We start from the raw sequence: 13324 nt of genomic DNA, 5'->3' as shown, positions 1-13324 counted from the left end.
CCCCCCCCCCCCCCCCCCCCCCCCCCCCCCCCCCCCCCCCCCCCCCCCCCCCCCCCCCCCCCCCCCCCCCCCCCCCCCCCCCCCCCCCCCCCGCTCCTGCCCGATGCGCCATGCGGTGCGGGTATGGGCAGGGGCAGGGGGTGCGGGTCAGCTCCCGGTCCCGTCCGAGCAGACGACCGTCAACGCGTCGAGTCGCACGGCGCGCGGCGTTCCGTTGGAGCCGAGGATGGCTTCGACGAAGTTGTTGTTCTCGGCCCGGCCGAGTCAGCCTCGGACCGGGAACGCCGCCTGGAACGCGAGGCGTTCGTCGGCTCCGTCCGCGATGTGTGCGAGGAGCTCGTCGAGCGCGATGAACTCCTCCCAGGTCGGCCGGCCGCTCGCCCGCGCCAGCCGGGCCACCACGAGGTCCTCCAGTTCGGGGACGCGCTTGTTCTTCCAGACCTTGTCGGCGAGGCTCACCAAGAGGTCCTCGAAGCCGGCGGACGGCTCCCCCCACGAGGCGTGCGTCGCGGCGAATCGGGCCAGCTCCGGGCTCACACCGAGGCCCAGCAGCAGGGTCCGGCCCGCCGGTTCGTGCGCCGACCCCGGCCCGGAGAGCTCGTCCACGTGCACCGCCTTCCCCACGTCGTGCGTCGCCGCCCCGAAGAGCACCGCCTCCCGGTCGAAGGCCACCGAGGGTCGGCTCCGCGCCATCCAGTCGACGAGTTGGTGCGCCACGTCGTGGACGATCCGCAGGTGGGCCGCCAGCCGCGGCGGGCTGTCGCACTGCATCAGAAGCCCGGCGACGCGCTCCGGCAGGGGGCGCAACTCCGGCTCCGCGACGCCGTTCATCGCGCGCGACAGGACAGTGTTGGTGATCACCGCGTCAGGGTACCGACGGGCTGCGCACGGCCCTTCGCCGGCGGGCACGATCGGCGTCGTACGACCGTTCACCGGTGGAGACCATGAGGAACGGGAGGAATCAGTGGAGTTGCGCGATGTGGGGCCGGGCGACGTCGACGCCTACGTGCGGATGCGGTGCGATCCCGTCATGATGGCCGACCTCGGTGGTCCGCAGCCCCGCGAGGGGATGGCGGACAAGGTCCGGCGGGATGCCGAGCAGGCGGCCGCCGACATCGCCTGGATGAAGATGATCGTCCCCGACCCGGCCGCCCCCGAGGTGGTGGCGGGGACCGTGAACCTCTGGTCGCACGACGGCGACGACGGACCCGTCTCCGAGATCGGCTGGATGGTCCTGCCCCGTTTCCAGGGCCGGGGGTTGGGCGGGCGCGCCGTCCGCGCCCTCCTGGAGCAGGCCCGGGACGCGGACCGTTGGGGTGTCGTGCACGCCTACCCGGCAACGAGCAACGCCGCCTCGAACGGCATCTGCCGCTCGGTCGGCTTCCGCTTCGTCGCGGAGACCGACGTGAGCTTCGCCGGGCAGATCCTCCGGGCCAACCACTGGGCCGTGGACCCGCGGCGCGATCTGAAATGATCACGGCATGAGAGCGCACTCCCGCGAAGTCGTGACCGTCGGTGGCGGGCTGTGGGCCGAGCGGAGCGGCGCCGGCAGCCCGGTGGTGCTGCTGCACGGCGCCGGTATGGATTCCCGGCTGTGGGACGCCGTCGTCCCCGAGTTGGCCCGGTGCCACGACGTGATCCGCTACGACGCCCGTGGGCTGGGCCGCTCCACCCCGCCGGGCGAGCCCTTCAGCGACGTCGCCGACCTGCGCGCCGTACTGGACCACTTCGGTCTGCGGCGAGCCGCCCTGGTCGGGTTGAGCATGGGCGGCGAGACCGCGCTGGACTTCGTCCTCGAACACCCCGAGCGCGTCGGCGCACTGGCCCTGGTCGGCGCCTCGGTCAGCGGTCACGTCTGGCCGCGGACCCCCGAGCTGGCCGCCTACTCCGCGGCCCGGCGCGAGGGCGACGCGGGCGCCCTGGCCGAGCTGGAGCTGACGGTCTGGGCGGCCATGGGCCGTACGGCCCCCGGTGGAGAGCTGATCGGCGCGATGGTCACCGCGAACGCCGAGCGGCGGCTGGTGGCCGAACGGCACTGCGTCGTGGGCCCCCGCCGTGCCGCCGAAGCACACCTCGGGGACATCACCGCGCCGACCCTGGTCGTCCACGGCGACCTCGACCACCCGGAGATCGCGGTGATCGCCGAACGCCTCGTCACCGGCATCCCCGGCGCCCGCGGCGCGAGCGTCCCGGACGCCGACCACTATCTGCCGCTCCGTACGCCGGCGCGCCTGGCCGAGCTCCTCCTGACGCACCTGTCCTGAGGCGCCTGTCCTGAGGCGCCTGTCCTGAGGCGCCTGTCCTGACGTCCGGTGACCGTCGTCGACGCGCGCGGGCGGCCGGTCACCCGTGTCCGAAATTCGTTCATCATGCATGTATCGCGTGCCAACATGTGCCCGGTGCGGTCAATTGTCCGCTTCAGCGAGCGAGATGAACATGAAGGAGTGCCTTCGTGACCACCCACCTCAACCGCGGCGCCGTCCCACGGGCCTTACTGGCGCTGATCGCGGCCCTGTGCGCGATCGTCGGCGCCACCGCGCTCGGAGCGGCCCCGGCCGCCGCGGCCGATCAGCGCCACCCGATCTACGCCGTCGCCCACCGCGTCGACACCCTGGGCGGCGTGGACGCCGCCCTCGGACACGGCGCCAACGCCATCGAGATCGACGTCTGCGCCTGGTGGAACCCCAACGAATGGCGGGCCTACCACGACTGTTCCTCGGCCGGCGACAACCGCCTCGGCCCCAGCTTCGACAGCATGATCGACCGCATCGTCTCCCACGCCAACGCGGGGCGCCGGCTCTCCCTGGTCTGGCTGGACATCAAGGACCCGAACTACTGCGGGGAGCAGGAGAACCGCGGGTGCAGCGTCGCCGGACTGCGCGACAAGGCGCAGCGCCTGACGGCCGCGGGGATCCAGGTGCTGTACGGGTTCTTCGAGTACCACGGCGGCAGCACCCCCGACGTGGGCGGCCGGGGTTGGAAGAGCCTGGAGGGCCGGCTCGGCGCACTGGAGGGGATCACGACGACCGGCACCCGCGACCAGGCCCAGGCCGCCTTCAACCGGTCCGGTTCCGGTTTCCCGGCCGGCCACCGCGCGATGGACTACGGCGACTCCGACATCACCAAGGGTTTCGGCAACTGCACCGAGGCCACCTGGAACACCTGCGCGGAGCTGAAGAAGGGCGCCGCGGACCGTGACGCCGGACGGCTCGCGGCCACCTTCTCCTGGACGACCACCTACAACGACCCCTGGTACGTCGACAAGCTGCTGGGCGAAGGTCGCGTGGACGGCATCATCGCGGGCTACGGAGCCTTCACCGGGGTGCGGGAGTACGACGACAGCTGGCAGTGCGCCAACGCCGTCAACCTCGTCCGCGACTGGGTGAACCGCCACAGCGGCACCCACCGCATGGCCACCCCCGGCGACCGCCTGTTCCGCTGAACCGGACACCCGCCCCGTCGCGTGCGGCGCCGGCGTGCCGGCCGCGGGGGCCGGTGTGGCTTCAGCGGGGTCGGTCCTCCTGGGCGAGGGCGGCGAGCAGTCCCTCGGCCGAGTGGCGGGCGGACTGCGCCCCCTCGGCATCGCCGCCGGCGCTGTCACCGCCGCCGAAGAAGGGGTCCCCGGTGCCGCGGGCGAACATGTCCTGTTCGTACGCGGCGAGTGCGGCCTCGGTGTCGTCGGGGTGGGCGGCGAGGGCCTCGGCGAGTTCCGCGCCGTCGAGGAGGGCCAGGTTGGCGCCCTCGCCGTTCGGCGGTGCGAGGTGGGCGGCGTCGCCCAGCAGCGTCACGCCCGGGACCCGGTCCCACCGGTGGTCGGTCGGGAGGGCGTAGAAGGGGCGCAGGACCGGCGGGAGGTCACCGTCCGTGAGCAGCGCGCGGAGTTCCGGCGCCCAGCCCTCGAACTCCTCCGCGATCCGCGCGGTGGCCGCGGCGGCGTCGGTGAAGTCGATCGCGTCGAACCACTCCCGCGGCTCGGACACCATCACGTACGCGTGCAGGGTGTCGCCCCGCTCCCGGTGGGCGAAGATCTCGCGCCCCTCCTTCGGCACGATCATCGACCCGCCGCCGACCGCCTTCGACGCGGCCGGGTGCCGGGTGTCGGCGTCGAAGAGGTAGGTCTCGACGACCGACGTGCCGGCGTACTCCGGCAGGACCGCGGTGAGCATCGGCCGGACCCGTGACCAGGCACCGTCGGCGCCGACCAGCAGGCTCGTCTCCACGGTGCCACCGCCCGCGAACGTCACCTCGTGCCGGCCGCCGCCGAGGGAGCGGACGCCGCTGACCTTGTGGCCCCAGCGGACGGCGCCGGCGGGCAGGGAATCGAGCAGCATCTCGCGCAGTTCGCCGCGCTGCACCTCGGGGCGGCCGCCCGTGCCGTCGTCGGGGATGTCGTGCAGGACCGTGCCGTCCGGGTCGAGGACCCGGATCGCCTGCCGGCCCTCCAGGACGAGGCCGCGGAACTCCTCCATCAAATCGGCCGCCTCGATGGCGAGTTGCCCGTTGTAGTCGTGGATGTCGAGCAGTCCGCCCTGCGACCGTACGGCCGGGGCGGGCTCCGCCTCGTAGACCGTGGCCGGTATGCCGCGCAGGTGCAGGACCCGGGCGAGCGTGAGGCCGCCGAGTCCCGCACCGATAATCGTGACGTGAGGGGCGACGGGACCTGTGGGACTGGTGGGGCGCATGGGGGTCACCTTCCTGAGGGCGGCCCGTCGTACGGATGACGGGCGGGGCAGGCGCTGTCAGTGGGCGACGACGCCGGCTCCTTGCGACTCCAATGTCACGACCGTCGCCGACAGCTCACTGACAGGCCCCCGCACCCCCCTGACAGCGGACCGACACCCCTCCCCCGCCGCGGTCCTGCTCAGGCCGGCCGCTGCGCGGCCGCGGCGGGCTTCGCGCGTCGTTTGACGTTGACGGCCGAGGCCTTGGCCACGGCAACCGGGTTCAGGAAGCGCAGCGGACCGATCAGGCGGGACGCGAAGCGGTGCATGTGCCGCGCCATCGCGACGTCGCGCGCCGCCGCCGAGAACATCAGCCGCTCCAAGGGGTTGAAGGGCCGGGACGTGGCGAAGTCCGCGGCCAGGAACTGGTGGCCGCGCAGCTGACGTCGGTGCCTGCGCGCGTACACGGCCAGTTGCTCGTCGAGGTCGCCCCGTCCGGTGACGGCCGCGGCCACCGCTTCGGCCAGCCACTTCCCCGATTCCAGGGCCCACCCGCAGCCCACTCCCCACAGGGGGTCGCTGGTCAGGGCGGCGTCGCCGATGAGCGCGATGCCCGGGGCGGTCGGCCGGCGGCTGTGCAGCGGGTAGTCGACGGAGCCGATGATCTTCGTGATGCGCTCGGCGGAGTCGACGGGCGGCGCCTCTGGCAGGGCGCGGACGAAGTCCAGGAAGCTGCCCTCCAGGTCGTCCCGGAAGGCCGGCAAACGCTTCTTGTCCGGGAGGACCGCGAGGACGGTCACCCCGTCGTCGTTGGGGAAGGCGTACGCCATGTCCGGTTCGAGGAACCAGGCGTGGCCGATCCCGTCGCGCAGCGGGAGGTCGCGGAAGTGCGCGAGGTAGCCGAAGCGCGCGTTCTCGTGCTGCTCGTCCGGCACCCCGGCGAGCTTCGCCACGGTCGAGTCCTTGCCGTCGGCGCCCACCACCAGTCGGGCCCGGATCTCCCGCTCCCCCCGCGGGGTCGACGCGCGCACCCCCACGGTCCGCCCCGCCTCCTGGACCAGCCCGGTCACCTGGTGGCCGAGCAGCAGGTCGACGCCGGGGGTCTGCGCCGCGTGCGACCGGATCAGCGGGTCGAGGGTGCTGCGCCGGATGTTGTACCCGTACGGCAGCTCGGGACCACCCGGCGCGGCCTTCGGTTCGATCCAGCCCCAACGGGTGTACCAGCGGGCTTCGTTGCGCGGGGCTCCCGCTTCCTCGATGGCGCGGACGAGGCCGAGTTCGTCGAGCACCGGGTAGGCGTTGGCCGTGATGGAGTGGGTGCAGAGCACCTTGTACGCCCCGGGGTCCGAGCGGCGTTCCAGCAGGGCGACGCGGACGCCGCGTCGGGCGAGGAGGATCGCCGCCGTGCTGCCCGCGAGGCTGGCCCCGCTGATGACCACGTCGTAGTCGTGTCCCGCGCTCTCAGGCTCGGTCATGCGCTGATCGCCCCCTTCGGTGTGTGGTGCCGCCGGCCGTGTCGCGCCGCCCGCGGCAGTCATGTCGTGCAACTGGAGTCAAGATCAGGGGGAGTTGTCAAGGGTTCCGGTGACGGCGATGGCCGAAGGCACAGCGGGGGAAGGGAGGCTCAGGCCCAGCGGTACTGGTCCACGACGATCGTGACGGAGCCGCCGGCGGCCGCCTCCACCAGCCGTACGATCGCGATCTCCGAGCGGTCCGGGCTGCGCACGCAGAACGGCCGCGCCTTGGTGAGCGCGCCGAACGGCAGGGCGGACACCGGGCGGGTGTCGATGCCGCGCACGCAGTCGGCGGCCGTCAGCTCCGCGGCACCGGGATCGGCCATGAAGGCGTCGGACTCCCCGGAGGGCAGGAAGGCCTGGCTGTCGCGGGCGAGGTACCAGGTGGCCGTTTCCGTGGCCACGACCTTCCCCGTCTTCAGGTCGAACTCGTAGCCGGCATCGGGCGCGGTGAGCCGCGCCTTGGCGTAGCCCGGCAGGTACCCGGGGGGCATGGGTGTGGGTGTGGGTGTGGGCTTGGCCGACGGGGGCCGCGGGCTCTCGACCGCACCCGTACCCGTGCCCATGCCCATGTCCTCGCCCGCTCCGGCCCCGGTGGGGTCGTCCAGGTAGTAGACGACTCCGGCGCAGGTGAGCAGGGTGGCGGCCACCGCGAGGGCGACGGCGGGGAGCCGCCGCCCCCGGCCCGCCGACCGTCGACCGGTACCGGCGGCCGGCTCGGGAGCGGGGGCGGGGGCGGGGGCGGGAACCGCGGCGGGAACCGGCGCCGGGCCGGCGGGCCGGGCGTCGGGCCCCGGGGGCGCGGGCACGGAGGCCGCCCGGGTCTCCTGGAGGTGGACCGGCGCCGGCCGCCCGCCGGCCTCCCGGCCCCCGACCTCGTCGCCGATCGGCCGGGGCAGCCAGCCGTCGGTGAATTCCGGGCGCGGGCCCACCACCGGGTGCCCGTGCACGTACTCGATCAGCTGGGTGGTCGAGGGCCGGTCCTCGGGGCGCTTGGCCAGGCACCAGGAGACCAGCGCGTGCAGGTCGACGGGGACGTGGCTGAGGTCGGGGTGCTCGTGGACCACGCGGTACAGGGCGCTGGACTCCGGTCCGTTGCCGAAGGGCGGCGCGCCCCCGGCCACGTACCCGATCAGCGCTCCGAGCGCGAAGACGTCGGCGGCCGGTGTCACCTGGAGTCCCAGCGCCTGCTCGGGCGCCATGAAGGCCGCGGTGCCGATCCGCAGCCCCGTACCGGTGAGGGCGGCGGCGTCGGCGGCGCGTGCGATGCCGAAGTCGATCACCCGGGGGCCGTCCCCCGCGATGAGTACGTTGGCGGGCTTGAGGTCACGGTGGACGACGCCCGCCGCGTGGATCGCCTGGAGCGCCTCGGCTATGCCCGCGACGAGCAGCAGGACCGTGCGCACCGGCAGGGGTCCGTGGCGCCGGACGACCTCGTGCAGCGAGGGGCCGGGTACGTAGGCCGTGGCGAGCCAGGGCGTGCGGTCATCGGCCCCGGAGTCGACCACCTGGGCCGTGAACAGGCCGTGGATCCGCCGGGCGCTGGCCACTTCCTGGGCGAACCGCTCACGGAACTCGGGGTCCGCCGCGAACTCCCCGCGGACGGCCTTCAGCGCGACGGGGCGGCCCCCGGGCGTGTAGGCCAGGTAGACCACCCCCATGCCACCGGAGCCGAGACGCGCGTGGAGGCGGTAGCCCCCGATCTCGTAGGGGTCGTCGGCGGACAGCGCCGCGGGTGCGGGCTGTGCGCCGGGGAGCTGTTCGTACATGCGGTGGCTCTCTCAACGGTGCGGCAATGACCTGCGCGCATCGTGCCCCTAACTGAAGTTTCAGTCAACATGCGACATACGCGACCTCCCGGTCCAGGCGTACGGGCGCCCCCCGCGGGCACCTGGAGGACCACCGGCACGACGCCGTCCGATAATCCTCCGATGGGAACAGTGGCGGCCATGTACCGGTACCCGGTGAAGTCCATGCTCGGCGAGGAGCTGACGCGTGCGGAGGTCACGGCGCGGGGCCTGACCGGGGACCGCCGGTTCGCCGTGCTCGACGCGTCGGGCGCCGTCGGCAGCGCGAAGCACCCCCGCAAATGGGGCGGGCTGCTGCACTGCCGCAGCCGGCTCGTCGGGACCGGAGCGGCCGGAGCGTGCGAAGCGGGCGCGGCGGCCCGGGTGGAGCTGCCGGACGGCACGGTCCTGTCGGCGGGGGACGCGGAGTTGGACGCCCGCCTCTCCGGCCTGCTGGGCCGCCCGGTGCACCTGTCCGACGTGCCGCCGGAACACGGGATCCTGGAGCGGGCGGTTCCGCAGTACCCGGGTGGAGTCCCGGACGTCCTGCGCGCCGGCGCCGTCGTGGACGGGACCGGCTCGACCATCACCTCGGGGCGGGTCGCCCCCGGTACCTTCTTCGACTTCGGCGCCGTCCACCTCGTCACCACGGCGAGCCTGCGGCGACTGCGGGGGCTCCATCCCGCGGGGGACTTCGACCCCCGCCGCTTCCGGCCGAACCTGGTCGTGGACGTCCCCGCCGGCGACGGCTTCCCCGAGGACTCATGGGCGGGCGCGACGCTGCGCATCGGGCGGGCCCTCCTCCGGGTCACCGTGCCCACGCCGCGCTGCGCGGTCCCGACCCTGGGGCACGGCGAGCTGCCGGCCGACCCGGGGGTCATGCGCGCCGTGGCCCGCGAGCACCGCGTGCCCGTGCTCACCCTCGGCGCGCTCGCCTGCCTGGGCGTGTACGCGGAAGTGCTGGAACCCGGCACGGTCAGGACCGGCGACGCGGTGACGGTCCGGTCAGCCCAGCAGTAGCTTCATCAGCACCGCGACCCCGGCCGAGGCACTGACCAGCAGCGCGCCGAACGCCACGGCCTTCGCGAGGAGGGCTGCGCGGTCGCGGCCCCCGCCGGTCCACGGGGCGCCCGCGCCGGCGGCCAGCCGACAGCCGAGCAGGCCGAGGCCAAGGGTGGCCCACCGCAGCAGCGTCGCCCCGTCCCGGTACAGGGCGGGGACGGCGAGGATTCCCGCGACGAGGGCCACGGCGGGCGCGCGGGCGAGCAGCCAGCGCCGCTGCCGAAGGGCCCGCAGGACACCGCCGCCGGCCGAGGGCTCCATCCGGGTGGGCACGTAACCGCGACCGGAACCGCCCGGCCCCACGCCTACACCCCCGCCCCCACCGGCGACCGCCCGCTCCCGGATCCGGTCGACCTCGCCCCTCATCGCGTCCGCGTCGGGGAACCGGTCCGCCGGGTCCTTCGCCAGGGCCCGTGCGATCAGCGCCTCGACCTCGGGCGGCTGGTGCGCGTCCATGTCCGCGAGGGCCGGCGGGACGGCGGTCACGTGCTGGTAGCCGATCCGGAAACCCGAATCCGCGTCGAAGGGAACGGCTCCGGTGAGCAGTTGGAAGAGGACGACCCCGACGGCGTACAGGTCGGAGCGGCCGTCGACGGGCCTGCCGGGCTCGAACTGCTCGGGCGACATGTAATGCGGGGTGCCGACGGTGAATCCGGTACCGGTGAGCGCCGTGGCCTGCTGGTCGAGGGCGCGCGCGATGCCGAAGTCCATGACCTTGACCGAACCGTCCCGGCCCACCATCACATTGGCCGGCTTGATGTCGCGGTGGACCATCCCGCGCGCATGGCTGGCGGCCAGCGCCGCGAGGACCGCGGAGACGAACCCCAGGGCATCGACCAGCGGGAGACCACCGGGACCGGCCGGCACCCAGTGACCGAGGGTCCGCCCCTCGACGTACTCCATCACGATGTACGGGACCGGCCCCTGCGCCAGCTCCTCCTCGCCGACGTCGTGGACCGCGACCACCCCCGCGTGGCTGATGGCCGCGACGGCCCTGGCCTCGCGGCGGAAGCGCTCGCGGCTGGCCGCGTCGGCGGCGACGGCGGCGTTCATCGTCTTCACCGCGACCGGGCGACCGAGGGCGGTGTCGCGGGCCCGATGCACGGCGGCCATGCCCCCTTCACCGATCAGCTCCTCGATCACGTACCGCCCCCGGGCCAGCGTGTGCCCCGGTCCTATCCCTGCCTGCATGCGCGTCCCCCACCTGGTCGGACGGCAGGCTATCTCCCGCCCCCGCGACGGGGCGCGATCTTCGGACACCCGCAACGCCCCGGCACAGGCCCACCCTTCGCCGGCGTCCCACCATCCGAAACGGCTGCGATCAACATGCGGACGGCGCTTACCCCGGCCCGCTCCGCACCGACAGGATGCGGCCATGGCCCCTGTACTCGTATCGCGTCGTCACGTGGATCTGCTGCGTGTCTCGACCATGCTCTGTCGCGTGTCACTGCCGCCGTTCCGCGGCCCGGGCACGCACTGCGCCGCTCCTCCCCCGAGGTCCTCCCGTGCCGCGAAACCCCCTCCTGCTCCACCGGTTCCTGCCCACCGGCGGGGACGGCCGCGACCCCGGCGGCGTCACCGCGGTGCAGGGCCGCACCGGGGCCGCCACCCGGCGCCCCGCCGACGTCCCCTACCTCGCCCAGGTGGCCCGCGCCGCGGAGCAGGCCGGATTCCGCTCACTGCTCGCACCCGTGGGCCTCGGGTGCTGGTGCCCTCGCCGTGCCGCGAACTGAGGGCGCGCAGAAGGCCGTCGTCGAGCCGGACATCGTTGTCGTCGACCTCGCGGGGGTCGCGGTCCGCTACGGCTCGGCCCGGCAGTCGGTGACCGCGCTGGAGGGGGTGGACCTGCGGATCCGGGCGGGCGAGTTCGTCGTCCTGGTCGGCCCGTCCGGCTGCGGAAAGACGAGTCTGCTGCGGGTGGTCGCGGGTTTCGAGCGGCCCGCCCACGGGAGCGCCCTGGTCCGGGGGGCGGCTCCGCGACCGGGCGGCGGTGCCGGGGTGGTGTTCCAGCAGCCCCGACTGTTCCCGTGGCGCACGGTCGGCGGGAACATCGGCTTCGCCCTGGCCCGCCACGGGGTGCCCCGGGGCGAACGGGCGGCACGGATCGCGGAGTTGCTGGAACGGGTCGGGCTCGCGGGCACGGCCGCCCGGCGCACCTGGGAGCTGTCGGGGGGCCAGCAGCAGCGGGTCGCCCTCGCCCGTGCGCTGGCCGGTGAGCCCGAACTCCTGCTGATGGACGAGCCGTTCGCCGCACTGGACGCCTTGACCCGGGAACGGCTCCAGGAGGAGGTGCGCGCCCTGGCCGGGCGGTTCGGCACGACGGTGCTGTTCGTGACCCACTCGGCCGAGGAAGCGGTGCTGCTCGGCTCCCGGGTCCTGGTGCTGGCGGCGGGTCCCGGTCGGGTGGTGGCGGAGCTGCCGATCGGCCTGGACCGCGGCCCGGACACGGACGTGCCGGCACTGCGCGCCTCGGCCGAGTTCGCCCGGCTGCGCGGCCGCCTCACCGAGCTGGTCCGCCTCCCGGACGACGGCGGCTGACCCCGGCACCCGCCCCCGAAGGCCCGCTCAGCCTTCGCCGTACACGACCAGTGTGTGGTCGGGGCGTTCGGCCAGGTGGAAGGCGGTGTAGGCGTAGTCGACCACGCCGCGCGCCGGGTGCCGGAGCCGCTTCACCCCGCCGTGGCGGGCCTGGAGGTCGTACCGCGGCCACCAGGCCCGTACGTGCGGGCTCGCCGCGTTCAGTTCGTCGACGAGCTTCGCGTACCGCGGGTCCCCGGGGTGGCTCGCGGCCAGGGTCCGCAGCCGCGCGAGCAGCCCTCGCGCCTCCGCTTCCCAGTCGACCAGCACCTCCTTGGCCGCGGGATCCAGGAACACCCAACGGGCCAGGTTCGGTGCCGGGGTGGCGAGGTGGGGGAAGAGCTCCGCGGCGGCCGAGTTGTGGCTGAGCACGTCGTAGGTGCCGTTGATGACGTAGGCGGGGTTCGGCTGGAGCAGGTGCGGCACGGCGGCCGCCGCTGCGGGGAGCGGTGCGGACTCCGTCCCCGACGGCTCCTGCTCCTCGGGCGCGTGCCCGGCGAGCCGGAAGAGGTGGCGGCGCTCGTGGCGGTCGAGGCGCAGGACCGAGGCGAGGGAGTCCAGCACCTGGTCGGAGGCGCGGACGTCCCGGCCCTGTTCGAGGTAGGTGTACCAGGTGGCGCTGATCCCGGCGAGGAGGGCGAGTTCCTCCCGGCGCAGTCCCGGGGTGCGGCGTCGGCCCGTCCGCGGGAGTCCGACGTCCCCGGGGGTGATCCGTTCCCGCCGGCTGCGGAGGAAGACGCCCAGCTCACGGCGGTGCTCGGGCTCCTGCTGCATGGTGGATGGCACTCCTGGTTCCAGAATAAACGGGCTCTGGATACCAGGCTAACGGGCCCACAGACTGGTGGTCGGTCCGGGCGTTCGCCCCGGCACCGCAGGCACCGGGACGAGGAATCCACCATGTCGGTCAGCACGTCGCCCAGTACGTCTCCCAGCACGGCCACCAGCGCGCCGGGAACCGCCCCGGGAATCGAGGGCAAGGTCGTGGCGATCACGGGTGCCAGCAGCGGGATCGGCGAAGCGACCGCCCTGCTGCTCGCGGCGCGCGGCGCCCGGCTCGTCCTGGGCGCCCGCCGGACCGAGCGGCTCGCGCGACTGGTGGCCCGGATCGAGGGGGCGGGCGGCTCGGCGGTGCACGCCCGCACCGACGTGACCCGGCCCGAGGACCTGCACGCCCTGGTCGCGCTGGCCCGCGAGCGGTTCGGGCGCCTGGACGTACTGATCGCCAACGCCGGGGTCGGGACGATCTCACCCCTCGACGACCTGCGCGTCGAGGAGTGGGACCGCATGGTCGACGTCAACCTCAAGGGGGTGCTCCACGGGATCGGCGCCGCGCTGCCGGTCTTCCGGGCGCAGCGCGCCGGCCACTTCGTCACCACGTCCTCCACGGCCGCGGACCGCGTCCTGCCGGCGATGTCCGTGTACGCAGGTACGAAGCTGGCGGTGCGCGCCGTATGCGAAGGGCTCCGTCAGGAGGCCGGGGACCACCTGCGGGTGACCACCGTCTTCCCCGGGATGATCGGCACGGACTTCGCCGAAGCCTCGCCGAACGCGCAGGTCCGGGCGCGGATCGTGGAGGCCCGGGACCGGATCGCCATCCCGCCGGAGGCGATCGCCCGGGCCATCGCCTTCGCCATCGAGCAGCCCGCCGAGGTGGACGTGAACGAGATCGTCGTGCGGCCCACCGCCCAGGCGTGACGTCGGAGCGCGACGACGGCGCCGGCGG

At 74.2% G+C, this 13324-nt stretch carries 13 protein-coding genes; 7 read left to right on the top strand and 6 right to left on the bottom strand.

Features of this window, described 5'->3' with window-relative positions; genetic code table 11:
- Positions 1–264: 264 nt before the first annotated feature.
- Complete coding sequence (locus ACZ4UB_RS36680) at positions 265–831, bottom strand: HD domain-containing protein (protein ID WP_468077164.1); 567 nt, start codon at positions 829–831, stop codon at positions 265–267.
- A gap of 133 nt (positions 832–964) precedes the next feature.
- Between ACZ4UB_RS36680 and ACZ4UB_RS36675 the strand changes: the two genes are divergently transcribed.
- From ACZ4UB_RS36675 to ACZ4UB_RS36665, 3 genes are all read left to right on the top strand, one after another.
- Positions 965–1474, top strand: a complete 510-nt coding sequence (locus ACZ4UB_RS36675) for a GNAT family N-acetyltransferase (protein WP_468077156.1) — start codon at positions 965–967, stop codon at positions 1472–1474.
- A gap of 7 nt (positions 1475–1481) precedes the next feature.
- Positions 1482–2264 carry an alpha/beta fold hydrolase gene (locus tag ACZ4UB_RS36670; protein WP_468077154.1) on the top strand — a complete coding sequence of 261 codons (783 nt, stop codon included), beginning with the start codon at positions 1482–1484 and terminating at the stop codon, positions 2262–2264.
- Between the two features lie 188 nt (positions 2265–2452).
- A complete protein-coding gene (locus ACZ4UB_RS36665; RefSeq protein ID WP_468077152.1) occupies positions 2453–3442 on the top strand; it encodes a PI-PLC domain-containing protein in 990 nt (329 codons plus the stop codon).
- A 61-nt stretch (positions 3443–3503) separates the two neighbouring features.
- Here ACZ4UB_RS36665 and ACZ4UB_RS36660 read toward each other — a convergent pair whose 3' ends face one another.
- The 3 genes from ACZ4UB_RS36660 to ACZ4UB_RS36650 all read right to left on the bottom strand — a co-directional run bounded on the left by ACZ4UB_RS36660 (position 3504) and on the right by ACZ4UB_RS36650 (position 7944).
- Positions 3504–4682: an FAD-dependent oxidoreductase gene (locus tag ACZ4UB_RS36660; RefSeq protein WP_468077150.1), complete on the bottom strand. Its 1179-nt coding sequence runs from the start codon at positions 4680–4682 to the stop codon at positions 3504–3506.
- Positions 4683–4861: 179 nt separating this feature from the next.
- Positions 4862–6136 carry an NAD(P)/FAD-dependent oxidoreductase gene (locus tag ACZ4UB_RS36655; protein WP_468077148.1) on the bottom strand — a complete coding sequence of 425 codons (1275 nt, stop codon included), beginning with the start codon at positions 6134–6136 and terminating at the stop codon, positions 4862–4864.
- 149 nt (positions 6137–6285) lie between these two features.
- Positions 6286–7944, bottom strand: a complete 1659-nt coding sequence (locus ACZ4UB_RS36650) for a serine/threonine-protein kinase (RefSeq protein ID WP_468077146.1) — start codon at positions 7942–7944, stop codon at positions 6286–6288.
- Between the two features lie 162 nt (positions 7945–8106).
- Between ACZ4UB_RS36650 and ACZ4UB_RS36645 the strand changes: the two genes are divergently transcribed.
- On the top strand, positions 8107–8982 hold the full coding sequence (locus ACZ4UB_RS36645; RefSeq protein ID WP_468077144.1) for an MOSC domain-containing protein: 876 nt from the start codon (positions 8107–8109) through the stop codon (positions 8980–8982).
- Here the strand turns inward: ACZ4UB_RS36645 and ACZ4UB_RS36640 are convergent.
- Positions 8968–10215 (bottom strand): protein kinase domain-containing protein, encoded by a 1248-nt coding sequence (locus ACZ4UB_RS36640; RefSeq protein ID WP_468077142.1) that lies wholly within the window; start codon positions 10213–10215, stop codon positions 8968–8970. The genes ACZ4UB_RS36645 and ACZ4UB_RS36640 overlap by 15 nt on opposite strands.
- 314 nt (positions 10216–10529) lie before the next feature.
- Between ACZ4UB_RS36640 and ACZ4UB_RS36635 the strand changes: the two genes are divergently transcribed.
- Positions 10530–10757 (top strand): hypothetical protein, encoded by a 228-nt coding sequence (locus ACZ4UB_RS36635; RefSeq protein WP_468077140.1) that lies wholly within the window; start codon positions 10530–10532, stop codon positions 10755–10757.
- Complete coding sequence (locus ACZ4UB_RS36630) at positions 10744–11562, top strand: ABC transporter ATP-binding protein (RefSeq protein ID WP_468077138.1); 819 nt, start codon at positions 10744–10746, stop codon at positions 11560–11562. The genes ACZ4UB_RS36635 and ACZ4UB_RS36630 overlap by 14 nt, the downstream gene beginning before the upstream one ends.
- Positions 11563–11589: 27 nt before the next feature.
- Here the strand turns inward: ACZ4UB_RS36630 and ACZ4UB_RS36625 are convergent, their stop codons facing one another.
- Complete coding sequence (locus ACZ4UB_RS36625; RefSeq protein ID WP_468077136.1) at positions 11590–12375, bottom strand: helix-turn-helix transcriptional regulator; 786 nt, start codon at positions 12373–12375, stop codon at positions 11590–11592.
- A gap of 207 nt (positions 12376–12582) precedes the next feature.
- Here ACZ4UB_RS36625 and ACZ4UB_RS36620 point away from each other — a divergent pair, with 207 nt between their 5' ends.
- Entirely contained in the window at positions 12583–13296 is a 714-nt protein-coding gene (locus ACZ4UB_RS36620) for an SDR family oxidoreductase (RefSeq protein ID WP_468077162.1), read from the top strand.
- The last annotated feature ends 28 nt before the right edge of the window (positions 13297–13324 follow it).

It is taken from the genome of Streptomyces sp. NPDC028419, from assembly GCF_055565515.1.
The sequence above is the reverse complement of the archived record's forward strand: the minus strand, read 5'-3'. Positions and strand labels throughout refer to the sequence as shown.